Source organism: Promicromonospora thailandica, from assembly GCF_024171955.1.
Taxonomy (GTDB): domain Bacteria; phylum Actinomycetota; class Actinomycetes; order Actinomycetales; family Cellulomonadaceae; genus Promicromonospora; species Promicromonospora thailandica.
Map to the genome: position 1 here is coordinate 152,952 of NZ_JAMTCS010000011.1, position 24,835 is coordinate 177,786.

At 72.5% G+C, this 24,835-nt stretch carries 21 protein-coding genes; 16 read left to right on the forward strand and 5 right to left on the reverse strand.

Annotation, left to right across the window (positions count from 1 at the left end):
* Positions 1-36: 36 nt before the first annotated feature.
* From nrdE to APR03_RS18005, 8 genes are all read left to right on the forward strand, one after another.
* The gene (gene nrdE / locus APR03_RS17970) at positions 37-2,142 is read left to right on the forward strand and encodes a class 1b ribonucleoside-diphosphate reductase subunit alpha (RefSeq protein ID WP_253837904.1); all 2,106 of its coding nucleotides are present in this window, start codon (positions 37-39) and stop codon (positions 2,140-2,142) included.
* 51 nt (positions 2,143-2,193) lie between these two features.
* Positions 2,194-3,174: a class 1b ribonucleoside-diphosphate reductase subunit beta gene (gene nrdF, locus APR03_RS17975; protein WP_253837775.1), complete on the forward strand. Its 981-nt coding sequence runs from the start codon at positions 2,194-2,196 to the stop codon at positions 3,172-3,174.
* 240 nt (positions 3,175-3,414) lie between these two features.
* The gene (locus tag APR03_RS17980; RefSeq protein ID WP_253837777.1) at positions 3,415-4,203 is read left to right on the forward strand and encodes an ABC transporter ATP-binding protein; all 789 of its coding nucleotides are present in this window, start codon (positions 3,415-3,417) and stop codon (positions 4,201-4,203) included.
* Positions 4,203-6,455 carry an FtsX-like permease family protein gene (locus tag APR03_RS17985; RefSeq protein ID WP_253837779.1) on the forward strand — a complete coding sequence of 751 codons (2,253 nt, stop codon included), beginning with the start codon at positions 4,203-4,205 and terminating at the stop codon, positions 6,453-6,455. Before APR03_RS17980 ends, APR03_RS17985 begins: the two co-directional genes overlap by 1 nt.
* Positions 6,456-6,628: 173 nt before the next feature.
* Positions 6,629-8,047, forward strand: a complete 1,419-nt coding sequence (locus APR03_RS17990; protein ID WP_253837781.1) for an MFS transporter — start codon at positions 6,629-6,631, stop codon at positions 8,045-8,047.
* Entirely contained in the window at positions 8,044-9,312 is a 1,269-nt protein-coding gene (locus APR03_RS17995; RefSeq protein WP_253837782.1) for an FAD-dependent monooxygenase, read from the forward strand. Before APR03_RS17990 ends, APR03_RS17995 begins: the two co-directional genes overlap by 4 nt.
* A gap of 29 nt (positions 9,313-9,341) precedes the next feature.
* A complete protein-coding gene (locus APR03_RS18000; protein ID WP_253837784.1) occupies positions 9,342-10,703 on the forward strand; it encodes a sensor histidine kinase in 1,362 nt (453 codons plus the stop codon).
* Positions 10,700-11,389 carry a LuxR C-terminal-related transcriptional regulator gene (locus APR03_RS18005; protein ID WP_253837786.1) on the forward strand — a complete coding sequence of 230 codons (690 nt, stop codon included), beginning with the start codon at positions 10,700-10,702 and terminating at the stop codon, positions 11,387-11,389. Before APR03_RS18000 ends, APR03_RS18005 begins: the two co-directional genes overlap by 4 nt.
* 7 nt (positions 11,390-11,396) lie before the next feature.
* Here the strand turns inward: APR03_RS18005 and APR03_RS18010 are convergent, their stop codons facing one another.
* Together APR03_RS18010 and APR03_RS18015 are read right to left on the reverse strand one after the other, a co-directional pair.
* Complete coding sequence (locus APR03_RS18010) at positions 11,397-12,071, reverse strand: response regulator (RefSeq protein WP_253837788.1); 675 nt, start codon at positions 12,069-12,071, stop codon at positions 11,397-11,399.
* A complete protein-coding gene (locus tag APR03_RS18015) occupies positions 12,068-13,621 on the reverse strand; it encodes a sensor histidine kinase (protein ID WP_253837790.1) in 1,554 nt (517 codons plus the stop codon). Before APR03_RS18015 ends, APR03_RS18010 begins: the two co-directional genes overlap by 4 nt.
* Before the next feature lie 142 nt (positions 13,622-13,763).
* On the opposite strand from APR03_RS18015, the gene APR03_RS18020 reads away from it, so the two are divergent.
* A complete protein-coding gene (locus APR03_RS18020; RefSeq protein ID WP_253837791.1) occupies positions 13,764-14,477 on the forward strand; it encodes a phosphatase PAP2 family protein in 714 nt (237 codons plus the stop codon).
* Here APR03_RS18020 and APR03_RS18025 read toward each other — a convergent pair.
* Entirely contained in the window at positions 14,419-14,946 is a 528-nt protein-coding gene (locus APR03_RS18025) for a phosphoribosyltransferase (protein ID WP_253837792.1), read from the reverse strand. The genes APR03_RS18020 and APR03_RS18025 overlap by 59 nt on opposite strands.
* A gap of 112 nt (positions 14,947-15,058) precedes the next feature.
* Positions 15,059-16,030, reverse strand: a complete 972-nt coding sequence (locus APR03_RS18030; protein ID WP_253837793.1) for an FKBP-type peptidyl-prolyl cis-trans isomerase — start codon at positions 16,028-16,030, stop codon at positions 15,059-15,061.
* Between the two features lie 138 nt (positions 16,031-16,168).
* Here APR03_RS18030 and APR03_RS18035 point away from each other — a divergent pair, with 138 nt between their 5' ends.
* From APR03_RS18035 to APR03_RS18045, 3 genes are all read left to right on the forward strand, one after another.
* On the forward strand, positions 16,169-16,468 hold the full coding sequence (locus APR03_RS18035; RefSeq protein ID WP_253837794.1) for an Rv1322 family protein: 300 nt from the start codon (positions 16,169-16,171) through the stop codon (positions 16,466-16,468).
* Between the two features lie 37 nt (positions 16,469-16,505).
* On the forward strand, positions 16,506-17,273 hold the full coding sequence (locus tag APR03_RS18040; protein WP_372494936.1) for an alpha/beta hydrolase: 768 nt from the start codon (positions 16,506-16,508) through the stop codon (positions 17,271-17,273).
* Between the two features lie 105 nt (positions 17,274-17,378).
* Positions 17,379-18,209 (forward strand): alpha/beta fold hydrolase, encoded by an 831-nt coding sequence (locus APR03_RS18045; RefSeq protein ID WP_253837796.1) that lies wholly within the window; start codon positions 17,379-17,381, stop codon positions 18,207-18,209.
* Positions 18,210-18,367: 158 nt separating this feature from the next.
* Here APR03_RS18045 and APR03_RS18050 read toward each other — a convergent pair whose 3' ends face one another.
* Complete coding sequence (locus tag APR03_RS18050) at positions 18,368-19,909, reverse strand: DivIVA domain-containing protein (protein ID WP_253837797.1); 1,542 nt, start codon at positions 19,907-19,909, stop codon at positions 18,368-18,370.
* A 343-nt stretch (positions 19,910-20,252) separates the two neighbouring features.
* Here APR03_RS18050 and APR03_RS18055 point away from each other — a divergent pair, with 343 nt between their 5' ends.
* Genes APR03_RS18055 through APR03_RS18070 form a run of 4 tightly spaced genes read left to right on the forward strand, consistent with a single transcriptional unit; the run spans position 20,253 to position 24,775 of the window.
* The gene (locus APR03_RS18055) at positions 20,253-21,674 is read left to right on the forward strand and encodes a hypothetical protein (RefSeq protein ID WP_253837798.1); all 1,422 of its coding nucleotides are present in this window, start codon (positions 20,253-20,255) and stop codon (positions 21,672-21,674) included.
* Positions 21,675-21,679: 5 nt separating this feature from the next.
* Positions 21,680-22,684 carry a DUF8094 domain-containing protein gene (locus tag APR03_RS18060; protein ID WP_253837804.1) on the forward strand — a complete coding sequence of 335 codons (1,005 nt, stop codon included), beginning with the start codon at positions 21,680-21,682 and terminating at the stop codon, positions 22,682-22,684.
* 32 nt (positions 22,685-22,716) lie between these two features.
* Positions 22,717-23,757: a DUF8094 domain-containing protein gene (locus APR03_RS18065; protein WP_253837805.1), complete on the forward strand. Its 1,041-nt coding sequence runs from the start codon at positions 22,717-22,719 to the stop codon at positions 23,755-23,757.
* Between the two features lie 55 nt (positions 23,758-23,812).
* Positions 23,813-24,775 (forward strand): tetratricopeptide repeat protein, encoded by a 963-nt coding sequence (locus APR03_RS18070; RefSeq protein WP_253837806.1) that lies wholly within the window; start codon positions 23,813-23,815, stop codon positions 24,773-24,775.
* The last annotated feature ends 60 nt before the right edge of the window (positions 24,776-24,835 follow it).

Here is a 24,835-nt window from a genome sequence, read left to right on the forward strand (position 1 = left end):
CAGGGCGTGAGCGAGATCCCCCTGGAGAGCATCCAGATGGACTACCACTCGCTCAACGCGATGCTGAACCTGTACGGGCCGGACGGAAAGATCCAGTTCGAGAAGGACCGCGAGGCGGCTCGCCAGTACTTCCTCCAGCACGTGAACCCGAACACCGTGGAGTTCGCCACGCTGGAGGAGAAGCTCGACCACCTGGTCGAGGCCAAGTACTACGACCCGACCGTGCTGGCCAAGTACTCGCGCGCGTTCGTCAAGGAGCTGTTCCAGCTCGCGTACTCGAAGAACTTCCGGTTCGAGACGTTCCTGGGCGCGTTCAAGTACTACACCTCGTACACGCTCAAGACCTTCGACGGCAAGAAGTACCTGGAGCGCTTCGAGGACCGCGTGGCCATGGTCGCGCTCGGCCTGGCCGACGGCGACGAGCAGACGGCGCGCGACATCGTCGAGGAGGTCATCTCCGGGCGGTTCCAGCCGGCCACCCCGACCTTCCTCAACGTCGGCAAGGCGCAGCGCGGCGAGCCCGTGTCCTGCTTCCTGCTGCGCATCGAGGACAACATGGAGTCCATCGCGCGCGGCATCAACTCCGCGCTGCAGCTCTCCAAGCGCGGTGGCGGCGTGGCCCTGCTCCTGAGCAACATCCGGGAGCACGGCGCCCCGATCAAGCACATCGAGAACCAGTCCTCGGGCGTCATCCCCGTGATGAAGCTGCTGGAGGACTCCTTCTCCTACGCGAACCAGCTCGGCGCGCGCCAGGGCGCCGGTGCGGTGTACCTGCACGCGCACCACCCGGACATCCTGCGGTTCCTCGACACCAAGCGCGAGAACGCAGACGAGAAGATCCGCATCAAGACGCTGTCGCTCGGCGTGGTCATCCCGGACATCACGTTCGAGCTGGCCAAGAAGAACGCGGACATGCACCTGTTCAGCCCCTACGACGTCGAGCGCGTCTACGGCAAGCCGTTCGCGGACATCTCGGTCACGGAGAAGTACGACGAGCTCGTCGCCGACGACCGCATCCGCAAGACCACGATCAGCGCCCGCGACTTCTTCCAGACGCTCGCGGAGCTGCAGTTCGAGTCCGGCTACCCGTACATCATGTTCGAGGACACCGTGAACAAGGCGAACCCGATCAAGGGCCGCATCACGCACTCGAACCTGTGCTCCGAGATCCTCCAGGTCTCGACGCCGTCGACGTTCCGCGAGGACCTGTCCTACGACACGGTCGGCCGGGACATCTCCTGCAACCTGGGCTCGCTCAACATCGCCAAGGCGATGGACTCGCCGGACTTCGGCCGCACGATCGACACCGCGATCCGTGCGCTGACGGCGGTGAGCGACCAGACGTCGATCGAGTCGGTCCCGTCGATCAAGCTGGCCAACGAGCAGGGCCACGCCATCGGCCTGGGCCAGATGAACCTGCACGGCTACCTCGCCCGCGAGCACATCTACTACGGCTCCGACGAGGGCGTCGACTTCACGAACATCTACTTCTACACGGTGGCCTACCACGCGATCGCGGCGTCGAACCGCCTGTCGATCGAGCGCAAGCAGAAGTTCGGTGGGTTCGAGGACTCGAAGTACGCCACGGGCGAGTACTTCGACAAGTACGTCGAGCAGGAGTGGAAGCCGGCCACGGAGCGGGTCGCGCGGCTCTTCGCGGACGCCGGTGTGGCGATCCCGACGCAGGACGACTGGCGTGCACTCAAGGCCTCGGTCATGGAGCACGGCCTCTACAACCAGAACCTGCAGGCGGTTCCGCCGACGGGCTCGATCAGCTACATCAACAACTCGACGTCGTCGATCCACCCGGTGCCGGCCAAGATCGAGATCCGCAAGGAAGGCAAGCTCGGTCGCGTCTACTACCCGGCGCCGTACATGACGAACGAGAACCTGGACTACTACCAGGACGCGTACGAGATCGGGTACGAGAAGATCATCGACACGTACGCCGCGGCGACGCAGCACGTGGACCAGGGCCTCTCGCTCACGCTCTTCTTCCCCGACACCGTGACGACGCGCGACGTCAACAAGGCGCAGATCTACGCGTGGCGCAAGGGCATCAAGACTCTCTACTACATCCGCCTGCGCCAGATGGCCCTGGAGGGTACGGAGATCGAGAACTGCGTCAGCTGCATGCTCTGACCGGTCCTCGCCGACCGCTCCTCCCTGTCTGCCGTCCCTGAAGGAACTCCCATGTCGCCCACTGGCAAGCTCAAGCTCATCGATCGCGTGACGGCGATCAACTGGAACCGTCTCCAGGACGAGAAGGACCTCGAGGTCTGGGACCGCCTGGTCGGTAACTTCTGGCTGCCCGAGAAGGTGCCGGTGTCCAACGACATCCAGTCGTGGAACACGCTCTCGGAGCACGAGAAGACCATGACCTCGCGGGTCTTCACCGGCCTGACCCTCCTGGACACCATCCAGGGCACGGTCGGCGCGGTGTCGCTCATCCCCGACGCGCTCACCCCGCACGAGGAGGCGGTGTACACCAACATCGCGTTCATGGAGAGCGTGCACGCCAAGAGCTACTCCTCGATCTTCTCCACGCTGCTGTCCACGCCGGAGATCGACGCCGCCTTCGAGTGGTCCGAGAACAACGAGAACCTGCAGAAGAAGGCAGAGATCGTGCTCGACTACTACCGGGGCGACGACCCGCTGAAGCGCAAGGTCGCCTCGACCATGCTCGAGTCGTTCCTGTTCTACTCGGGCTTCTACGCGCCGATGTACTGGTCCTCGCGGGCGAAGCTCACGAACACGGCCGACCTGATCCGCCTCATCATCCGCGACGAGGCCGTGCACGGGTACTACATCGGCTACAAGTTCCAGAAGGGTCTGGCGAAGGTGTCGCCGGCCGAGCAGGAGGAGCTCAAGGCCTACACGTTCGAGCTGCTCTTCGAGCTGTACGAGAACGAGGTCGAGTACACCGACGCGCTCTACGGCGAGCTCGGGCTGACCGAGGACGTCAAGAAGTTCCTGCGGTACAACGCCAACAAGGCCCTCATGAACCTGGGCTACGAGGCGCTGTTCCCCAAGGAGGACACCGACGTCAACCCGGCGATCCTCGCGGCGCTGTCGCCGAACGCGGACGAGAACCACGACTTCTTCTCGGGGTCGGGCTCGTCGTACGTGATCGGCAAGGCAGTGGAGACCGAGGACGACGACTGGGACTTCTGACCCACCCCTGGTTCGAACCGCCGAGGTAGTCGTCCGGCGGGGCCGTCACGCAGCGTGACGGCCCCGCCGGACGACTACCTCGGCGTTTGTCTACCTCGTGTCTGCCTCGTGGGGGCGCCGGCCAATGCAGTTTTCCTTACCCCCGCTGACCGGTTGGCACCATGGTGGGCCACCCCCGTGCGTTCGTAGCGTCGAGTCGTGCCCGCGCAACACGGCGCGGCACGGGGGAACGGGCGAGGAATGTTCACAGGCACAGGAGGGACCGACGCGGTCCGGCTGACGGCGGTCCGCAAGGTCTACGGCCGGCGCGGCAACGAGGTCGTCGCGCTCGACGACGTGACGACGGCGTTCGGGCGGGGTACGTTCACGGCGATCATGGGACCGTCCGGATCGGGCAAGAGCACCCTGCTGCAGTGCGCGGCGGGGCTCGACCAGCCGACGTCGGGCTCGGTGGTGCTCGAGGACAGCGAGCTGAGCACCATGACGGAGACGGAGCTGACGGAGCTGCGGCGCGACCGGGTGGGATTCGTCTTCCAGGCGTTCAACCTGCTCCCGGTGCTGACCGTCGAGCAGAACGTGACGCTGCCGCTCCGGCTCGCCGGGCGCAGCCCGGCCCGGGGCCGGGTCGCGAGCGTGCTGGAGCAGGTGGGCCTGGGCGAGCGGCGCAGGCACCGCCCGGCGGAGCTGTCCGGCGGACAGCAGCAGCGGGTCGCCATCGCGCGGGCGCTGATCACGGAGCCCGCCGTCATCTTCGCCGACGAGCCGACGGGGGCGCTGGACACACGGACCGCGCGCGACGTGCTCGACCTGATGCGCAGCTCCGTGCGGCAGACCGGCCAGACGATCGTCATGGTGACCCACGACCCGGTCGCCGCCTCCTACGCCGACCGCGTGCTGTTCCTGGCCGACGGGCGCGTGGTGGGGGAGCTGCACTCCCCGACGGCGGACGCCGTGGCCGAGCGGATGACCCGCCTCGGCGCCTACTCCGACGAGGCGCGCCGGGCACCGGCAGCGGGAGGGCAGCGCTGATGCTGCAGCTCGCGCTCCGTACCCTGCGGTTCCGGACGGGCACGTTCGTGGCCGCCTTCATCGCCATGTTCTTCGCCGCGATCGTCCTGATGGCCTGCGGCGGACTGATCGAGACCGGCATCCGGGCGGCGGTCCCGCCGCAGCAGCTCGGTTCGGCCGACGTCGTCGTCGCCGGCGAGCAGACGTACCACGCACCCGGCGGTGACGAGGACGAGCCGGCCGTCCTCCCTGAGCGCGTCCGCGTCGACGCGAGCCTCGAGCACGTGATCGCGGCGCTGCCCGGCGTCCGGGAGACCGACACCTACGTCTTCGAGGGCACCCCGCCGGCCGGGACCGTCGACGCGATCGGCGTCGCCGCCGAGCCGGGTGCCGATGTCGCCGAGCTGCGCACGCGCATCGACGCCGAGCTGGACGCGACGACGTCGACCCTGGTGGGCGACGAGCGGGGGCGGGCGGAGCTGCGCGGTGCCACGGCCACCAGCGTGAACGTGGTCTCGCTCGCCGGCGTCTTCACCGCGTTCGCGCTGCTGGTGTCGATCTTCGGCGTGGCCTCGATGCTCGGGCTCTCGATCGCCCAGCGGAACAAGGAGCTGGCGCTGCTGCGCGCCATCGGGGCGACGCCCCGGCAGGTGCGCACGCTGATCTTCCGCGAGACCCTCGTGCTCTCGCTCGTCGCGACCGCCGCCGCCTACCTGCCCGGTCAGCTCCTGGGCGGGTTCGTGTTCGACCTGCTGGCCGAGCAGGGCATCGCCACCGCGGGCGTGGCATTCCACCAGGGCTGGATACCGTCCGTGGCGGCGACGGTCGTGGCGGTCCTCGCCGCCCTCGGCGGTGCCCTGGGCGCCGGACGGCGGGCGGCGCGCACCAAGCCGAGCCAGGCGCTCTCCGAGGCGTCGCTCGACGGCCGGCTGATCAGCGGATGGCGGTTCCTCGCCGGGCTGCTGTTCGTCGCGGCCGGGGTCGCGCTGACGATCGTCACCGTCACGGCGCTGAGCGGGCCGCTCGCCCCGGCGACCGCCGCGCCCGCGGTCATCGTGCTGACCATCGGGCTCGCGATGCTCGCACCCGTCCTCGCGAAGGTCATGATCGTCGCCATCCAGTGGCCGGTACGTGCCCTCGGCGGGCTCACGGGCGACCTGGCCGTGCTCAACGCGCGGGGCCGCACCAGCCGGCTCGCGGCCGTGCTCGGTCCCGTCATCCTGCTGACCGGTGTGTCGACCGGGATGCTGTACCTGCAGACCACCAACGACGCCGCGGACAAGGAGGCCTACGCCGCCGGGATCGTCGCCGACGCGGTGGTCACGGCGGAGGGCGGGGTCGACCCGCGGCTGGTGGAGGAGATCGGTCGGCTGCCCGGCGTCGCGGGGGCGTCCGCCTACGTCAGCAGCGTCGGCTTCGTCGAGAGCCCCGACGACGTGTCGCCGATGGGCGAGGGCTGGAACCTCCAGGGCGTCACGGCGCAGGGCGCCGCGGCGACCACGCCGGTCGACGTCACCGCCGGGGCGCTCACCGACCTGCAGGGTGCGACCGTCGCGATCGAGGAGGGGCACGCCGGCCGGCTCGGTGTCGACGTCGGCGACACGATCACGCTCCGGATGGGCGACAGCTCCCTCCTGGACGTGCGCGTCGCCGCGCTGTTCTCCGCCGCGGAGGACTACGACACGCTGCTGCTCCCGGCGCAGACCCTGGCGGACCACACCACAGCGGGCGTGCCGACCCGCGCCCTGGTCACCGCGCAGGACGGCACCGACCCCGAGCAGCTGGTGGCCACCCTGACCGGCCTCGCCGCCACCCGGGACGGTCTGACCGTCGCCGACCGGGAGATCCTGTTCGACGAGTACGAGGAGCAGAAGAAGACGGCGTCCTACGCCATCTACATCATGGTGCTGATGCTCGTCGGGTACTCGGCGATCACCACGATCAACACCCTGGTGTCCAGCACCTCGGCGCGGCAGCGGGAGTTCGGCCTGCAGCGGCTCGTCGGCTCGACCCGCCGCCAGGTGCTGCAGATGGTCGGTGTGGAGGCCGCGATCGTGGCCGTCACCGGCGTGGTCCTGGGCACCGTCGCGGCGCTCGGCATCCTGGTGCCCCTCAGCGTCGACCGCCTGGGCTCCCTGATCCCCGCGGGACCACCACTGGCCTACGTGGCGATCGTGGGCCTGGTCGCACTGCTGACGCTCGGCGCCACGCTGCTCCCGGCGCGGCGGGTCACGCGCGGCCGCGCAGCCGAGGCGGCCGTCTCGATCGAGTAGCGCCCGAGGGGGCAGTCGAGCAGCGCCCGACGGGGGCGCTACCGCCCGCCGTGGGCGCGGAGGAAATCCTCCGTGCCCACGGCGGATCCCTCCATTCCGGGGCACATGCCCCGAAACCTACGTTCGAGGTATGGAAACCAGTCCGCACCTCACCACCCCTGGGAGGGCCTGACATGACCATCGTCCTCAACCCTCCAGCCCCGGCCGGGCGGCCGGCCCGGGCCCGCATGGGCAAGCCGGCGATCGCCGCCCTCGGCACCCTCGCCCTTGCCCTCGGCACCCTGCAGACCGTGGTGGACCCGGCCCGTCCGCTCCTCGAGCGCGAGCTCGGCGTCGACACGGCCGCGGCGGCCCTGATCGCCAGCACCCTGCTGATCACCGGCGCGATCGTCGCGCCCATCGCGGGCAAGCTCGGCGACCGCTACGGCGGCAAGCGGGTGCTGCTCGTGCTGATGGCGCTGGTCTCGGCGGGCGGCCTGCTGTCGAGCCTCGCCCCCAACCTGCCGGTGCTGCTGATCGGGCAGACCCTGCAGGGCGCGATGGTGGGCGCGCTGCCCCTGTCGTTCATCCTGGTGCGCAAGAACTTCCCCACGGGCCAGACCCAGGTGGCCATCGGCGTGGTGAGCGCGCTGTTCACCGCCGGCGGCATCGTGGGCACGCTGGTCGCCGGCCCGCTCGCGGAGGGCCTGTCCTGGCACTGGATCTTCGCCGCACCGACGATCGTGATCGTCGCGGCGACGGCGGTCGTGCTCCGGCTGATGCCGAACGACCCGCCGAGCCAGGAGGGCACCCGGATCGACTGGCCCGGCGTGGCCCTGCTCAGTGCCACGCTGGTCGCGCTCATGCTGGGCCTGCTCGTGGTGACCGGTGGCGGCGTCCCGCCGCTGGCCGTCGGCGGCATCGTGCTGGTCGTCGCCCTGCTCGCCGTGGCCTGGGTGGCCGTGGAACGCCGGGCGATCTCGCCGATGGTCGAGCTGCGCATGCTGGCGGCGCCCGCCATGTGGAGCGCCGCGGTGCTCACCGTCGCCGTTGCGGCCGTCTCCGCGATGCTGCAGACGTTCGTCCCCAAGCTGTTCCAGGTGTCGGGCGACGGCTACGGCCTCGGGCTCGGCACCACCGACATCGGGTTGCTCATGATGCCCGCCTCGATCGCCGGCGTGCTGGCGGGCTCCGTGGGCGGGCTCGCCGTGCAGCGCTACGGCGCGCGGGCGGTCGCCACCACCGGTGCCGTCGCCACGGCGGGCATCCTCGTCGCCCTCGCCGCGCTGCACGACACGGCGTGGCAGCTCGTCGTCGCCCGGGCGCTCGCCGCCTTCGTCGGTGGCCTGATCACGACGGCGCTGCTGGCCGCCACCGCTACCGCCGTCGCCGCCAAGGACACCGGCATCGCCACCAGCCTGCTCGTCGTCATCCGCCTGATCGGCGCCGTCGCGGGCGGTCAGGTCGCCGGCTCGATCCTCGACGCGGGCAACGGCCCGGCGTCCGGCGCACCTGCCGAGTCGGCGTTCGTCGCCGGTTTTCTCGTCGCCGCCCTCGTGGCCGCGCTCTCCCTGTTCGTCGTCCGTCACCTGAAGAAGGAAGTCCAGTCATGAGCTCGCAGACCCACACCACCGGACGCACGGTCCTCGTCGCCGGCGCCAGCCTCGCCGGACCCACGCTGGCCTACTGGTTGCACCGGTACGGGTTCGACGTCACCGTCGTCGAGAAGGCGCACGCGCCGCGTGGCGGCGGCTACCCGATCGACGTCCGCGGCACCGCCGTCGACGTGGTCCGGCGCATGGGCATCCTGCCCCGGCTGCGCGCTGCGCACATCGACACCGGCCGGTTCACGTTCCTCGACGCAGACGGCGGCGAGGTGGCCGCGCTGCACCCGTACGCGGTGGCCGGGAGCGTCGAGGGGCAGGACCTCGAGGTCGGCCGCGGGGACCTGACCGCGGCGCTGTACGCGACGGTCCGCGACGACGTGGAGTTCTTGTTCGACGACTCCGTCGACGTCCTGGACCAGCACGCGCACGGCGTGGACGTCACGTTCCGGAGCGGCTCGCAGCGCACGTTCGACGTGGTGGTCGGCGCCGACGGCATGCACTCGGGCACCCGGAAGGTGCTGTTCGGGCCCGAGGAGCAGTTCCACCGGTACCTCGGGTACGGCTTCGCCGTGTTCACCATGCCCAACTTCCTCGGGCTGACGCGCGAGCTGCTGATGTGGAACACCCCGGGCCGGGCCGCCGCGCTCTACGCCACCGGGGACGCCGACGACGAGCTGCACGCCTTCCTCAACTTCTACCAGCCGGAGCAGCCGGTCCACGTGCTGCGGGACCCGGACGCGCAGCGCGACCTGGTGGCCCGCACGTACGCGGACGCCGGCTGGGAGGTGGGCACCATCGTCAAGGCCATGCAGCAGGCGGACGACCTGTTCTTCGACACGGCGGGCCAGATCCGCATGCCCCGCTGGTCGAGCGGCAGGGTGGCGCTGGTGGGGGACGCCGCCTACGCGCCGTCGTTCCTGACCGGGCAGGGCTCCAGCCTGGCACTGGTGGGCAGCTACATGCTCGCCCGGTCCCTGGCCACGCACCGCGACCACGGGGACGCCTTCGCGGCGTACGAGCGCGACACCCGCGAGTTCGTCACGATGAACCAGGCGCTGGTCGACACGGGCGGTGCCCGGCTCTTCCCCACCACCGCCGAGGCGCTGGAGCGGCGCAACACCATGCTCCGCGACCTCGTGGCCATGCCTGCGACGACGCCGCAGCCCGCCCACTCCGCGCTGGTGCTCCCGGAGCCCTGCGGTGGCGCCGTGACGTCGACGGAGGAAATCCCTACCCCGGGCGGAGGAACACACCCTGTCCCGACCAGGTAGCGGCGCGGGAGCCTGAGAGGATGAAAACCATGACGCTCGACCCGCCGTCACGCCCGTCCGGGCGTGAGCCCGGCTGGAGCCGTGTGCTCGGGGCGCCGCTCTCCTCGGTCGCGTGGCGCTCGTACGCCTACCTGTGGCTGATGCTGCTCCTGGGGCCCTTCGCGCTCGCGTACGTGCTGTTCACGCTGGCGTTCACAGTCACGGCCGCGGTGACGGTCGTGGGGCTGTTCGCCGCCGGCGCGCTCGTGGTGGGCGGACGCCGGTGGGGCGGCGTCTACCGCCGGCTGGCCGACGACCTCCTCGACACGCACGTCGCGGCGCCCGTGCCCCGCACCCCGCGGACCGGCTTCTGGTCGCGTCTCGGTGGGGCGCTCGGTGACGTGGCCGGCTGGCGGGCGCTGCTGTTCATGGTGGCGGCGCTGCCGGTGACGATCGCCGGGTTCGTCGTGAGCACGGCCTGCCTGGTGCTCGGGCTGGGTGGTATGACGTACTGGTCCTGGTTCTGGTCGCTGCCGCCCGACCTGGCCATGGACAGCGCGTGGCACAACCCGGCGGGCCTCGCCGTCGTCGCCGTGGGCGGCCTGGCCGTGCTGATCCTGTGGCCGGTGGCCCAGTCCGGTCTCGTGGCCGTGCTGCAGCTGCTGACCAGGGTGCTGCTCGGACCGACCGCCGCCAGCCTGCGCGTCGCCGAGCTGGAACGTTCCCGCGCGGGCACCGTGGAGGACGCCGACGCCCGGCTGCGGCGCATCGAGCGCGACCTGCACGACGGCACGCAGGCCCGCCTGGTCGCGGTCGGCATGCAGCTCGGTGAGGCGCGCGAGCAGCTCGTCTCCGGCCGGACGGACACGGTGGGCGAGCTCCTCGAGGTGGCGCACGCGTCGACCAAGGACGCCCTGGCCGAGCTGCGTGAGCTGGCCCGCGGCATCCACCCGCCGGCCCTGGACAGCGGCCTCGCGGTCGCGCTCGAGACGCTCGCCGCCCGAGCGCCGCTGCCGGTCACGGCGCGCATCGACCCCGACGTCGAGGCGCGCGGCCGGCTGGCCCCGGCGGTCGAGTCGATCGTCTACTTCTCGATCGCCGAGCTGGTCACCAACGCGGCCAAGCACGCCCGCGCCTCGGCGGTCCAGGTCGACGTCGTGGTGGTCGCCGACGGCGGCAGCGGCGTCCTACGGATCGAGGTGCGCGACGACGGCGCCGGGGGCGCGACCGTCGTCCCGTCCGACGGTTCCGGGCTGAGGTCCGGGCTGAGGGGCCTCGCCGAGCGGGTCGGGTCGGTCGACGGCACGTTCGACCTGTCCAGCCCGCGCGGTGGGCCTACCGTCGTCACCATGACCCTTCCTGCCGTGCGCGCCGCCGCGGCGACCACCCGCCGAACCGGAGGACACGCATGACCGGGCCCGACACGACGCCGTCCGAGAGCCTGCGGGTGGTGCTCGCCGAGGACTCCGGGATCCTGCGCGACGGGCTGGTGGCCCTGCTGACGCGCCGGGGACACGAGGTGACGGCGGTGCCGGACGGCGACCGCCTGGAGAGCGAGGTAGTGCGGCTCGCGAGCGTGTCGCAGCTGCCCGACGTGGTGGTCGCGGACATCCGCATGCCCCCGACCTTCACCGACGAGGGCCTGCGCACCGTCGTCGCCCTGCGCGAGCAGTTCCCCGGGCTGCCCGTGCTCCTCTTCTCGCAGTACGTGGAGACGCGGTACGCGGGGGTGCTGCTCCAGGGGGACGCGCGCGGGGTGGGCTACCTCCTCAAGGACCGCGTGGTCGACGTGGGGGAGTTCACCCAGGCGCTCGCCCGCGTGGCCCGCGGGGAGACGGTGCTCGACCCGGAGGTGGTCTCGCAGCTCATGGGCGCCTCGGACCGCGACGCCGCGCGCACGCGACTGACCGCTCGGGAGCGGGAGGTGCTCGACCTCATCGCGCAGGGCCGCTCGAACGGCGGCATCGCGGAGCAGCTGTTCCTCTCCCAAGGCGCCGTGGAGAAGAACGTGGCGGCGATCTTCCAGAAGCTGGACCTGCCGTACGACGCGGCGGACAACCGCCGGGTGCTCGCCGTGCTGCGGTACCTGGGGAGCTGAGCCGGCGTCAGCCGGCGGCGTCGGCGTGGGCCGCGATGAGCGCGGCCTCCACGCGGTTGCGGGCGCCCGTGGTCCGCAGGATCGAGGTGACGTGCACCTTGACCGTTCCCTCGGCGAGGTGGAGGCTCGCGGCGATCTCGGCGTTCGACAGACCACCCCCGACCAGGGACAGTACCTCCTGCTCGCGTCGGGTCAGGCGCTCGAAGCGCTCCCGGGCGTCCTGCCGTGCGACGAACCGCGTACCCAGACCGTTCTGCAGAAGGCGTCTCGAGACGGCGGGGGAGAAGAAGGCGCCGCCCGACGCTACGGCGTGCACCGCGAGCAACAGCTCGCGCGGGTCGCCGGACTTCAGGACGAACCCGTCCGCACCCAGACGGACCGCCTCCGCGACGTACTCGTCCTCACCGAACGTGGTGACCATGAGGCAGGGCAGCGGCCCGGCGCCGCGCCGGATCTCCGCCAGCGCCTCGAGGCCGCTCGTCGGCCCCATGCGTACGTCCAGCAGCACGACGTCCGGCCGGTGCGCGCGGACGGCGGCCAGGGCCTCCTCCCCGGAGGATCCCTGGGCGACGACCTGGAGGGACGAGTCCGTGCCGAGAATCCCGGCCAGACCCGCGCGGACCAGGGGCTCGTCGTCGGCGAGCACCACACGGAGCGGGGCCGCGGGAGCGGGCAGACTCATCGGGCGCCGCCCACCACGAGGTCCGTCGAGGAGACGCGCCCGGCGGCCCAGCAGATCCGGTAGGCGTCACCGGACGCGTCGTCGAGCGGGTCCGCCGTGACGGCGTAGTAGTCGCACGAGGCATCTGCGCCGGTGGGCGGGTCGAGGGCGTCGTCCGGAAGCAGCGGCCGGACGTCCGAGCGGGTGTCGCCGACGGCGATGCGGGCGAATGCCTCCGGACCCAGCAGCGCGCGGCGGGCGGCGAGCGTGTCCGAGAGCTGGATGGCCGCCGCGACCACGACGAGTGCGAACGCGGACACGAGCACCGCGGCCAGCAGGAGTGCCCCGCCGCGCCGCCGCGCACGGAACAGTCCGTCGGTCACGGTTCGCGGGTCCCGGGGTGCGAGGTCTCCGTCCACGGACGCGGTGGTGCCGATCTCCGGTCCGGGCGTCGGGCCGCTCGCATCAGGCGCGGAGCCGGGCGACACCGGGCGTAGCTCGGCCCGGAGGACGTAGGTGCCGTCCGCCGGCCCGGCCTCGACCGACCCGCCGGCGGCGCGGACGTGCTCGGCCAGGGACCGGATGCCCGTGCCGCCGCCGACTCCCGGGGTATCGCCGGTGGCTGGCTCGTCCGCCCGTTCCGGCAGGGGGTTGCGGACCGACACCGCGAGGAGGTCGGTCTGCGGATCCAGGGCGACCCGGACCGGCTGGCCCGGCGCGTGCTTCAGCGCGTTCGTCAGCCCTTTCCGGACCACCCGGGGCACGGCGTCGCCGAACCGCGCCAGGTGAGCCGGACCGGCCGGACCGGTGAGCTCGACGTCGGCGCCCGCACGACGCGCCTCGCGCACGAGCGCGTCGAGATCCGCCCGGACACTCGGCAACGACGTGTCGGTGACCGTGCCGGTGCGCAGGGTCTGGACGGAGGCACCCAGGCGGGCGACGGCGTCGGAGACCTGGCGCCGTGCGACCGCTACCGACTCCCGGACGGACTCGGTCGCGTGCTCGGTCGCGGGCCCGGTCGCACCGGGCTCGCCCGTGTCGACCCGGAGGCCGACGGACGTGTCGCGCTCCAGCTCGAGCTCAAGGCGGCCCAGGTTGACGGCGACGAGGCTGAGGGCGTGGCCCAGGTCGTCGTGCAGGCTTTCCGCGAGGTGCAGGCGCTGCCGGGCAAGATCGGTCTCGGCGCGGAGCCGCCGGTCGTCCTGCGCCCGCAGGAGCGCCGCCGCGGCGTCGGCCTCGGCGGCCCGGCGGGCCCGCCACGCGACGGCTACCGACCACGGGAGCACGCCGGTGACCACGTCGCGCGCGACGGTGACGAGCGCGTCGCGCAGGTCTGTCCAGCTGGCCAGGACGGCCACCGCACCGGCTCCCGCCGCGACGGCCATGGCGACGACGCCGAGCCGCATGCCGCCGGTGGTCAGGCCGAGCAGCGCGGCGACCGCGGCCAGCGGGATCATCCACCACGGGTCGACACCGGCGAGCACCAGGAGCACGCCGAACGCGAGGGCGCCGAGCACGCGGAGGGCGCGGTCCGCGGAGGGCTCGGTGTCGGCGGTGGAAGGTGGGGTCACCGGACCATCGTCGCCGACAGGTACCGTGGGACGCTTCCCGCCGCGGTCTGATCTTCGATCGGTGCTCGTACGACCACAGTCATAGACGACTCCTGACCTGCGCCAGATCCGGATCCCGTCGTCCGTACCTAGCGTTCCCGGCATGACCACATCACGCCATGTACCAGCAGTGGATCGCCGCTCAGGGCGCGGCCGGAGCCCCGTCCCACGGGCCGTCCTGCCCGTCGCGCTCAGCGCGGTCCTGGGCCTGTGTGCCATCGCCCTCCTGGCATGGCCCGCCCGGGAAGGACTCTTCGAAGCCGTCGCCGGCGGGACCGCCAGGTCTCCGGTGGCCGGAGCCGCCGGGCTCGTGGCGGACAAGGGTCTGCTGGCGCTGGTCGCGATCACGGCGAGCCTCGTGGTGCTGGCGTGGTTCCGCGACCGGCCGCGGTTCGGTCTGCTGACCGCCGCCGGCGCGGGCACGCTCGCGGCCTACGCGGCGAGCGAGGTGATCAAGCTGGTGGTCACCGAGGAGCGGCCGTGCCGGGTCGTCGACGTCGCTACGGTCCTGGCGTGTCCCGTCCCGGGGGACTGGTCCTGGCCGAGCAACCACTCGACCATTGCCGGCGCGCTGGCCACGGCGTGCCTGGTGGCTGTGCCCCGGCTCTGGCCGGCGGTCGTGCCGCTGGCGCTGGCCGTGGCAGGCGCCCGTGTCGCGGCAGGCGTGCACTACGTGCACGACGTCACCTCAGGTCTGGCCCTCGGCGTCTTGATCACCTGCGTGGTCGGCCTGGCCGTGCACTCCGGCGCTCAGCGGGTCAGGCGTCGATCGACCGCGCGCCCGTCACGGGTGGCTCGGCGGACCACGGGAACGTGATCCACAGGTCGGTGTCCTTCCACGAGTAGTCGGGCCGGATGATCGTGCGCGGCTTGGTGAACAGCACGGCCGAGCGGGCTTCGGCGCCCTGCTTCGCCAGGAGGTCCATGACCAGCGCGAGGGTGCGCCCGGAGTCGGCCACGTCGTCGACCACCAGGACCTTCGCGCCGGGCAGCTCGGAGGTGTCCATGAGCGGCGGAAGAACTCGCGGGTCCTCCAGCGTCTTGCCGATGTCGGTGTAGAACTCGATGTTCAGCGTGCCGACGCCCTTGGTCCCGAGCGCGTAGGACATGGCGCCACCGGGAACCAGGCCGCCGCGGGCGACGGCGATCACGACCTCGGGCACGAACCCGCTGTCCACCACCTGGTGGGCCAGGGCACGGACGGCTTCGGGAAAGGTCTCCCAGGTCAGGACCTCACGCTCCGGCAGCGGGGCCGGTTCGGCGGAGGGGAGCTCTGTCGGCGTCATGGGACGACACTACGAGACGTGGCGGGCACCCTGTCCGGGTACCCGCCACGTCTCGGTCATGACCAGCGGCGACGCGCACCTCGCGTGCGCGATGTCTCAGCGGTCGGCCGGCTCAGGCCGCCTTGGCCTCGAGGATGTCGACCACGAACACGAGGGTCGAGTTCGCGGGGATGGCGCCGTTCTCCTGGTCGCCGTAACCCTTGTCCGCCGGGACGACCAGCAGCACCTGGCTGCCGACCTTCTGGCCGGCGATGCCCTCGGTCCAGCCGGAGATCACGCCGTTGAGCGGGAACGAGGTGGGCGTGCCGCGGCTCCAGGAGGAGTCGAACGACGTGCCGTCCAGCAGGCAGCCCGCGTACTGGACGGTGACCGTCTGGTCCCTGGTGACCTTGGCACCGTCGCCCTCGATGAGGGGCTGGATCACCAGGTCGGTGGGTGCCTCGTAGTCCTGCGGGATGGTGACCGTCGGCTGACCGTTCTCGGCGAGCTCGACGGCGGGCAGGCCCGCCTCGGGCTCGACCTCGGTGCCCTCGGCCCGGGTCGGGATCTGCTTGACGCCGGAGACCTCGACCACGGTGACCTGGACGGTCTGGTCCATCGCGGTGCTCGCCATGGCGATGCGTGCGCCGACCTTCTGGCCGATGAGCCGGTCGTTGAGCAGGTCGTACTGCGGGTCGCCGAGCGTGAACGACTCCGGCTTCTTGGTCTCCCACGTGGAGTACGTCTGCTTGCCGTCCTTGCCGCCCAGGACCACGTAGTCGATGGTGGCCTGCGCGCCCTCGGTCAGCTCGTCCCCGGTGCCCTCCGCGACGATGCGGGACGCCGGGCTCGAGACCTCGAGCGGGGTCTTGAAGGTGACCTTCGGCGCCTTGCCGACGGGGCCGGAGACCTCGATGGCCTCGACGGTCTCGAGGTCGGCGGCGGACGGGCTGGGCGCGGGCGAGGCCTCGGCGGCCGGTGCCACCTCGCAGACGTTCGCGTCCGAGGCGGTGCCGCCCGCGGTGTCGTCGCCGCTTGCGCAGCCGGTCAGCGCGATGGATGCCAGCGCGACGGCCGCCAGGCCGGCGGTGGTGCGGTGCTTCACGAGTAGTCCTTCGGTCGGTGTGCGCCTTGCTGGGGACCGCCACACTCTAGCGGGCTCGGATGAGTGCGGCCTTCAGGCAATGGGCAGGTTCGGGCAGGGGTCGAGCCAACCGCTCCGCCCTGCGGAAGAATAGATGCCATGCCGTCGAAGCGCCGCTCCAGCAAGCGTCCGTACGCCGCGGGCCATGTTCCTCTGGACGTGGACCGCGCCACGGGCGGCAGGCGCAGCGAGTCGGCCGCCGACGGGGAGTGGGTGGTGCAGCGGATCCGGTCGTCCGACAAGACGTACGTGTGCCCGGCCTGTCGGCAGGAGGTCACGCCCGGCACGGCGCACGTCGTGGCGTGGCGCACCGACGGGTTCGGCGGCCCGGACGCCGGCCTGGACGCCCGCAGGCACTGGCACACGAGCTGCTGGCAGCGGCGCGGGAACCTGCGCTGACGCGTCTCGCGGCGAAAGGCCGGTGGCGGGGGAGACAATGGGAGCGATGACTTCCGAAGCCACGCCCGGTGCGGCCCACCAGATCCGCTCGCTCACCGTCCTGCCCGCGCAGCGGGAGGACGTCGAGCTGCACACCGCCGACGGGCTCACGCTCGTCGGCGAGCTGGCCCTGCCCGCCGACAGCGAACCCGCGGCCAGCCTCCTGACGTTCCACCCGCTGCCGACCCATGGCGGCTTCATGGACTCCCACGTGTACCGCAAGGCGGCCTGGCGCCTGCCTGCGCTGGCCGACCTGGCGGTCCTGCGGTTCAACACCCGCGGCACGTCGTCCCCGCGCGGCACGAGCGAGGGCACGTTCGACGGCGGCGACGCGGAGCGCTACGACGTCGCCGCGGCGATCGAGCTGGCGGAGTTCCGCGGTCTGCCCCGGCCGTGGCTCGTCGGCTGGTCCTTCGGCACGGAGCTGGTGCTCAAGCACGGTGCCGATCCGGCCGTCGAGGGCGCCGTCCTCCTCTCGCCCCCGCTGCACCGCGCCACGGACGAGGACCTGGACCGCTGGGCCGCGTTCGGCAAGCCGCTCGTCGTGCTCGTGCCCGAGCTCGACGACTACCTCCGGCCCGAGGAGGCCCGCCGCCGGTTCGCGCGCGTGCCGCAGGCCGAGGTGATCGGCGTCGACGGGGCCAAGCACCTGTGGGTCGGCGAGCCCGCCGTCGCACGCGTGCTCAACGAGATCGTGGCCCACGTGCTGCCCGGGCACCCGCTCCCGCTGCCCACGCACTGGGACGGTCCGCTGGGCACCGCGTGAGCTGGACGGGCGCACCCGGCGACGGCGGCGCACCATAGCAACATCGAAGGGCAGCATCGAAGGGCGGCACCGCACCGCGATGCCGACGACCGGAGGAGGACGACGATGACCTCACCACCCCGCGCGACCCTCGCCACCTACCCGCTGCACGACGGCGGAGGCCTGCCCCTGGTCCTGCTGCACGGCTTCCCGCTCGACCACCGTATGTGGGCCGCCTGCGCGCAGCACCTGCCGGCCGGGACGCGCGCCATCGGCGTGGACCTGCCGGGGGCCGGGCACAGCGACCTGGACGGGTCCCCGCCGAGCATCGAGCACGCGGCCGACCTCGTCTACCGGGCGATGGTGGCGGAGGGTGAGGGCAACGCCGTCGTCGTCGGCCACTCCATGGGCGGGTACGTGGCGCTCGCCCTCGCCGAGCGGCACCCGGGCTTCGTCGCGGGCCTCGGCCTGGTGAGCACGAAGTCCACGGCCGACACGGACGAGGCGCGCGCCAAGCGGCTCCGCGTCGCCGCCGCGACCGACGACAGCCAGACCGTGGACGCCGTGCTCGGCATGCCCGCGGCCCTGGTGGGCGCCACGTCAACCGAGCACCGGCGACACCTCTTCCCGTCGCTCGACGCGTGGATCCGCGCACAGTCCCCGGCGAGCGTGGCCTGGGCGCAGCGGGCGATGGCGGCCCGACCCGACCGGACGGCCGTGCTCGAACGCTTCAGCGCCCCCGTCGCCGTCGTGGTCGGCGCCGAGGACACCGTCACGCCGCTGGCCGAGGCCGAGCACATGGTCCGCGCCGCGGCCGGATCGGCGCCGGGCACCGCCGCTGGGAACGCGGCGCTCACCGTGGTGCCCGGCGTCGGCCACCTGAGCCCGGTGGAGGACCCGCAGGCCGTCGCCGCGGCCCTCGGCCTCCTGCACAACCAGGTGGTAGCCCACCACTGACCGCCCCGCCGAGAGAAAACCCCGCCGAGAGAGAACTGGGGCGAGATAGAACCCTGGCGAGATAGAACTGGGGCGCTACGAACCGTGCGGTTCGTAGCGCCCCAGTTCTATCTCGCCCCAGTTCTATCTCGCCAGGGTTCTATCTCGGCGGGGGCGAGTCAGCTGGAGGCGCCGGCCTTCTCGGCCACCGGCTCGTCGGCGTCCTCGCTCTCGGCGGGGGACGAGTCGGCCGCGCTCTGACCGGCCTTCGTGCTCGCCTTGGTGCCCTTGACCGACGGGATCACGACGGTCGCGGAGCCGACGGGCACGGGCGTGGGGTTGCTCGGCGGGATGGACGCCGGCATCGAGCCCGTGTCGGTCGAGACCTCGGGCTCGGCCTCGGTGCCGTCACCGACCACCGCGAACCGTGCCTGCTGGGCGGGCGTGGCCCCGGAGAGCCCCTTCGGCTTGGCCGGCGCGGCCGGCTTCGCGGGCGCGGCCTCGCTCGGCGTGCCCAGCATGCCGCGCAGCTCGTCCAGGTAGGAGTTGATCGAGTCGTGCTGGCGCGTCAGGTCCTCGAGCTGATGCTGCGCGGCAGACCGGCTCGACTCCGCCTCGGCGCGGGCGTCGTCGATCGTCTGCTCCGCGAACTCGCGGGCCTCGGCCACGATGCGGTCGGCGGACTTGCGGGCGTCGGCCACCAGGTCCTTGACGTACACGTCGGACTCGGAGCGGATCTTCTCGGCCTGCTCGAGCGCGACGGCCACCCGCTTCTCGGCCTCGGCGGCGTGCTCCTCCGCGGTCGCGACGAGCTTCGCGGTCTCGGCCTTCGCGGTCTCGTGGCGCTCCGCGAGCTCCTTCTCGACGGCCTCCTTGCGGGTGGCGATGTCGAGCTCGGCCTGGGCGAGCGCCGCACGGGCCTGCTCGCGCAGGTCCTCCATCTCGGTGGTGACGGCGTTCGAGGCCTCGGCCGCCTGGCGGCGCGCCTCGGAGAGGATCTGCTCGGCCTCGGCGCGGGCGCTGGCGAGCATGGCGGACGAGTCGCGCTCGGCGGTCTCGCGCTGCTCGCCGGTCTCGGCGTTGACCTTGGCGCGCAGGGCCGCGGCCTCGCGCTCGGTGTTGACGCGCAGCTCCGTGGTCTCGCGCTCGATCGTGGAGCGCAGGGTGCCGAGCTCGCGCTCCAGGCTGGCCCGGCGCTCGCTCTCCTCGGCGCTGATGGCGCTCGCGATCTGGGCGGACTCGCGCTCGGCGGAGCCGACGAGCTCCTCGGCACGGCGCTGGGCGGCGAGCAGGTGGCCCTCGGCCTCGGCGGCCGTCGTCGTGCGGATCTCCTCGGCCTCGCGGCGGGCGCTGGCGAGCATCTCGGCGACCTCGGCCTCGGCGCGCGAACGCACCTGGCCGGCGGACAGCTTCGCCCGTGCCATGATGTCCGCGGCCTGCTGGTTGGCCTGGTTGATGATGTCGGTCGACTGGTCCTCGGCGGAGCGCAGCAGCAGCTCGATGCGCGAGCCGAGGCCGGCGTACGACGGCTTCTCGGTCTCACGCAGGTTGCGCTTGGCGTCGTTGAGGTCCTGGGTGAGCTGCATCGCGCGGGCGTCGGAGGCCTCGACCTGACGACGTGCCTCTTCGAGGGCGTGATTCAGCCGGTCCAGGTGCGCGTGCACCTGGTCGCGGTCGTATCCGCGCATGGCAGTCGGGAAGAGCGAGCGCTCGTCGGACACGGTGCAGACCTCCAGTGTCGGGACTTGGTGAGGCGCGGGTCAGGCTCCCCCTGTGGGACGCCGATGTGTACGGCCCGTCCGGCGCCCAGGATACGTGTCTTGTGCGGATGTGGATACACCGCTACCGGATGCATTGTACGGATTGCATGGAATACTCTCGGCGGCCCGACGCGGCCCCCCTGGCGTGACCGCGGGTTCCGTCTCCCTGGTGAAGGAAGGGTGAGGATCCCTGCCGAACCGCACAAGCACGACCGTCATTGGACAGTGCTCCGCGATCGGTCCCTATGCTGGATCATCCACCTGATCGACGGGCACGCGCCCTCACATTCGAAGGGAATCGGTGGTGCAACGCTTTCTGGCGATCCTCCTGATCATTGCCGGCCTCGGCGGCATCGGTTACGGGATCGCGACGGCAACCGTCCTGCGCGAGTCCGACACCGTCGTCGCGACCGCGACCCCCAGCGGCGACGGAACCCTGGTCGTGACCGAGCCCGGAGTGCTCGGCCTCGTCGACGACCAGGTGACCGTCCGGGCCACGGTGCCCGAGGGCCAGAAGGTCACGCTCGCGCTCGGGTCCGAGGTCGACGTGCTGGGCTGGGTGGGTGACGACCCGTACGACTCCGTCACCGGCCTGTCCACCTGGGAGACGCTGAGCGTCGCCCCGGGTACACCGCCCGAGGCGGAGCAGACCGGCGAAGAGTCTGGTGAGCAGCCCGGCGAGGAGTCCGCCGACGCCGGGAAGCCGGCCAAGGGTCCCGACCCCTCGGGGTCGGACATGTGGCTCTCCGAGGTGAGCGGCGAGACCACCGTCTCGATGCGCTGGACCGAGGAGCCGGGCCGCGTGGTGCTGCTGGCCGCGGGCGTCGGTGACGGCGCCGAGGCCCCCACCCTCGAGCTGACGTGGCCGCGTCCCGCGTCCACCCCGTACCTGTGGCCCGGTGTGCTGGGTGGCGGCTTCGCCCTGATCCTGGGCGTCTTCATGGCCATCGGCGCACGCCGCGGCAAGAAGAAGGCCACGACGCGCACGTCGTCCACGGTCCGCACCCGCCGGACCGAGTCCGAGCTGCCCCGCCGCGACGTCTTCGGCGTCGACGGCGACCAGACCGAGGCGCAGGCGGACGGCCCAGGGTTCCCGCCCGCGCAGCCCGGGCCGCCGGCCGGGCCCGGCTCCCGTCCCGCCGGGGGCGCTTTCCCGCCCGCGGGCGAGCCCGCGGAGAGCGGCACCGCCGTCTTCCTGCCCGCGGCGCGCCTGCGCCCGGGCCGGGGGACGCCGGAGCCGGTCGCCCCGGAGCCCGAGCCGGCCTCGGCATGGGGTCCGCCGGCGCCCTTCGGGGGCGCCGGCGGGGCTGCACCGATCACGCCACCTCCCACGCCGGAGCCCGCCCCGGAACCTGCGGCCGCCCCCGCGGCGTCCGTCCGTGGTCTGCGGCGCAGCCGCCGGGCCCAGCAGGGCCCGGTCGCGGCACCGGCCGGGCCGGCGCCGTACGGCGGCGCCCCGGAGCAGGCCCCCGCGGCACCCGCCGCTCAGCCGGCGCCCGCCGCCCAGGCGGCCGCGGCGCCGTCGGGCAGGCCGATGACCCGTCGCGAGATGCGCCTGCGCGAGCAGGCGCAGCGGCGGGCCGCGACGGGCGCGATGCCCGCCGTGCCCGCGTCAGCCCCGGAGCCGGAGCCCGAGCCCGAGGAGCAGCAGACGCCGAGCAGCCGTGCCGCGGCATGGCGCCAGACCTGGGGAGTGACCGGGTCCGACGACGGAGGCAACCGATGATCCGCATGCGACGTACCCGACCCACGGCCGTGGTCGCCACCACCCTGGTGACCGTCGGCCTGCTCACCGGCTGTGCCGAGGAGCTGCCCACCCCGAAGGCCGAGGCGCCGGTCGCCGAGGCCGTCGTGACCCAGGCGCAGGAGCGCGAGATCCTGGACAAGGTGGCGGGCGTCGTCGAGAAGGTGACCAAGCAGAGCCAGGCCGACGACCTCGCGCCGCGGCTGGCCGGACCCGCGCTCGACATCCGCACGACGCAGCTCAAGGTGGCCGCCGCCCGCAAGGACTCGGAGCCGCTGACCGACCTGTCCATGCAGATGCAGCAGGTGATCCTGCCGTCCGACGAGACGTGGCCGCGCAGCAGCTACGCCATCACGGTGCAGCCCAAGGACCTGACGACGCCGGTGCTCATGGCGTTCGACCAGGCCAGCGCGCGGGACCAGTACAAGCTGTGGGGCTGGGTGCGCCTGCTGCCCGGCGTCACGATGCCCCAGTTCGCCGAGGCGGAGCTGGGCAGTGCCGCCGTCCCGCCGGACGACGCGAGCCTCAAGACCACGCCCACCGACGCGATCAAGCAGTACGCGTCCGTGCTGACGGTCGACAAGGACTCGAAGTACGCGGACAACTTCGCGGACGACGACCTGCGCCAGTTCTTCCGGGACTACGGCAAGCTCCAGGTCGACGCGATCAACAAGGAGGAGTGCAAGGGCGCCTTCGAGGTCGCGTACGAGCCCACGAAGGACCCGGTCAAGGCCGTCCGCACGGCCGACGGCGGCGCCCTGGTGATGGCGGCGATGATCAGCAAGGAGACGATCACCGCGAAGGAGGAGGGCTGCGAGATCGGCCCGCCGACCAAGACCACCCAGGCCCTGTGGGGCGACGCCGACGTGACCAACGTGGTCGAGGTCAACTACCAGGACATGGTGGCGATGTACGTGCCGCCGAAGGAGTCCGAGGACCAGATCAGCCTGGTCGGGTACGAGCACGTGCCGAGCTCGGTCTCGAACGGCTGACCGGCCTGACCTGCGCCGCTAGGGTGGCCTCCGTGAATCCACGGAGGTCACCCCTGGCACGTCCCGGAGCACGTCCCCGGGCGCGGCGCCGCCCGCCCGCGGTCGTCGCGGGGCTGAGCGCGGCCGCGCTGCTGCTCGCCGGCTGCACGGTCGAGCCGCCCGCCCCCGAGGCCGAAGCGCCGGTGATTGCCGCGGTGGTCAGCGCACCGCAGGAGCGAGAGATCCTGGACAGCGTCGTGTCGGTGCTCGAAGGGGCGGACGGCGCCGGGCCGCTCGCGTCCCGCCTCGCGGGGCCCGCGCTCACCATGCGTGAGGCCGAGCTCGCGGCCGCCTCGGGGGGCGGCGGGCGGAGCGTGCTCACCGACCTGGCCCTCGAGACCCAGCAGCTCATCCTGCCCGCGGAGCAGGGCTGGCCGCGGAGCAGCTTCGCCATCACGGAGCCTCCCGAGGACCGCGTCACCCCGCTGCTCGCGGTGCTGGACCAGCGGACCGCACGGGACCAGTACAAGCTGTGGGCGTACGTCTGGCTGGTGTCGGGTGCGACGATGCCGCAGTTCGCGCCGGCGGAGCTGGGCAGCGAGGCCGTGGCCGCCGACGACGCGAGCCTCCTGGTGCCGCCCGGCGCGCTGGCCGAGCAGTACGCGTCCGTGCTCACCGTGGGCGACCGGTCGCAGTACGCCGCCGTCTTCGCGGCCGACGACGACCTGCGCAAGGAGCTGCGGGAGAGCGGTCGCGACCAGGTGGCCGCGACCACCGAGAAGGACGGGAAGGGCCGGTTCGAGGTCGCGTACGAGCCTGCCGACGGCGGCGTCAAGGCGGTCCGCACCGTCGACGGCGGGGCCATGGTGGTGCTGGCCCTGCGGAGCCAGGAGACCCTGCGGGCCGAGGAGGGCTGGCAGCTCACGCCGGCGTCGCCGTCGGCCGCCGCGCTGTGGGACGACGGCGACGGCACCGACGTGCTGCGCACCGCCTACCACGACACCGTCGCGCTGTACGTGCCGCCCGCGGGCTCCGCGGCGACGGTCAGCCTGCTCGGCGTGCACCGCGTGCCGTACGCGGTCTCGGCCGGCTGATCGCCCTGAGCGGAGTCGGCGGGTGCTCCGCCGACAGGTCATTAGGATTGCCCCCATGAGCAGTGCCACCCCTCAGCCCGGTCCCGCCCGGAGTGCACAGCCCGAGTTCGCCGTGCGCGGCGCGGTCGACCTGTCCGCACTGACCCGTCCCCAGGCACCGCCGCCCGGCGAGCCCGGCGGCGCGCCCGAAGCCGGCGGCTTCGTGGTGGACGTCAGCGAGGCGAACTTCGAGCAGCTGGTCCGCGACTCGGCCACCTACCCGGTGGTGATCCTGCTGTGGATCCCGACCGACAAGGCGAACGCCGACCTCGGCGCCACCCTCGGCCGGCTCGCGCAGGAGTACGGCGGTCGGTTCCTGCTCGGGCGCGTCGACGCCCAGGCGTCGCCGCAGGTCGCCGCCGCGTTCCAGGTCCAGGGCGTGCCCACGGTCGTCGCGGTGCTGCAGGGCCAGCCCCTGCCGCTGTTCCAGGGCGCGGCCGACGAGCAGCAGATCCGCTCCGTGCTCGACCAGGTGCTCGCCGCCGCCGAGCAGAACGGCGTCACGGGCCGCGCGCCCGGCGCCGCGCCCACGGACGGCGAACCGGCGCCCGAGCCCGAGCAGCCGCTCCCGCCGCTGCACCAGGAGGCCTACGACGCGATCGAGCGCGACGATCTCGGCGCCGCCGCCGCCGCCTACGAGAAGGCGCTGCGCCAGGACCCCAAGGACGCCGACGCGGCCGCGGGCCTCGCGCAGGTGCACCTGATGCAGCGCACGCACGACGCCGACCTCGCGGCCGTGCGCCAGGCCGCGGCAGACGCGCCGGCCGACGTCGACGCGGCGCTCGCCGTCGCCGACGTCGACATGCTGGGCGGCAAGGTCGACGACGCCTTCGCGCGCCTGCTCGACCTGCTCCCGGACGCCGACGCGGACGGCAAGGAGAAGCTCCGCGTCCGGCTCCTGGAGCTGTTCGAGGTCGCGGGCACGACGGACCCACGGGTCAACAAGGCCCGCCGCCGCCTGTCGCTGTACCTGTACTGATCCCGCACTGATCCCGCACCTGACAGCCGCTCGCGCCGAGATCTGGCGTCGTGCTGCTGA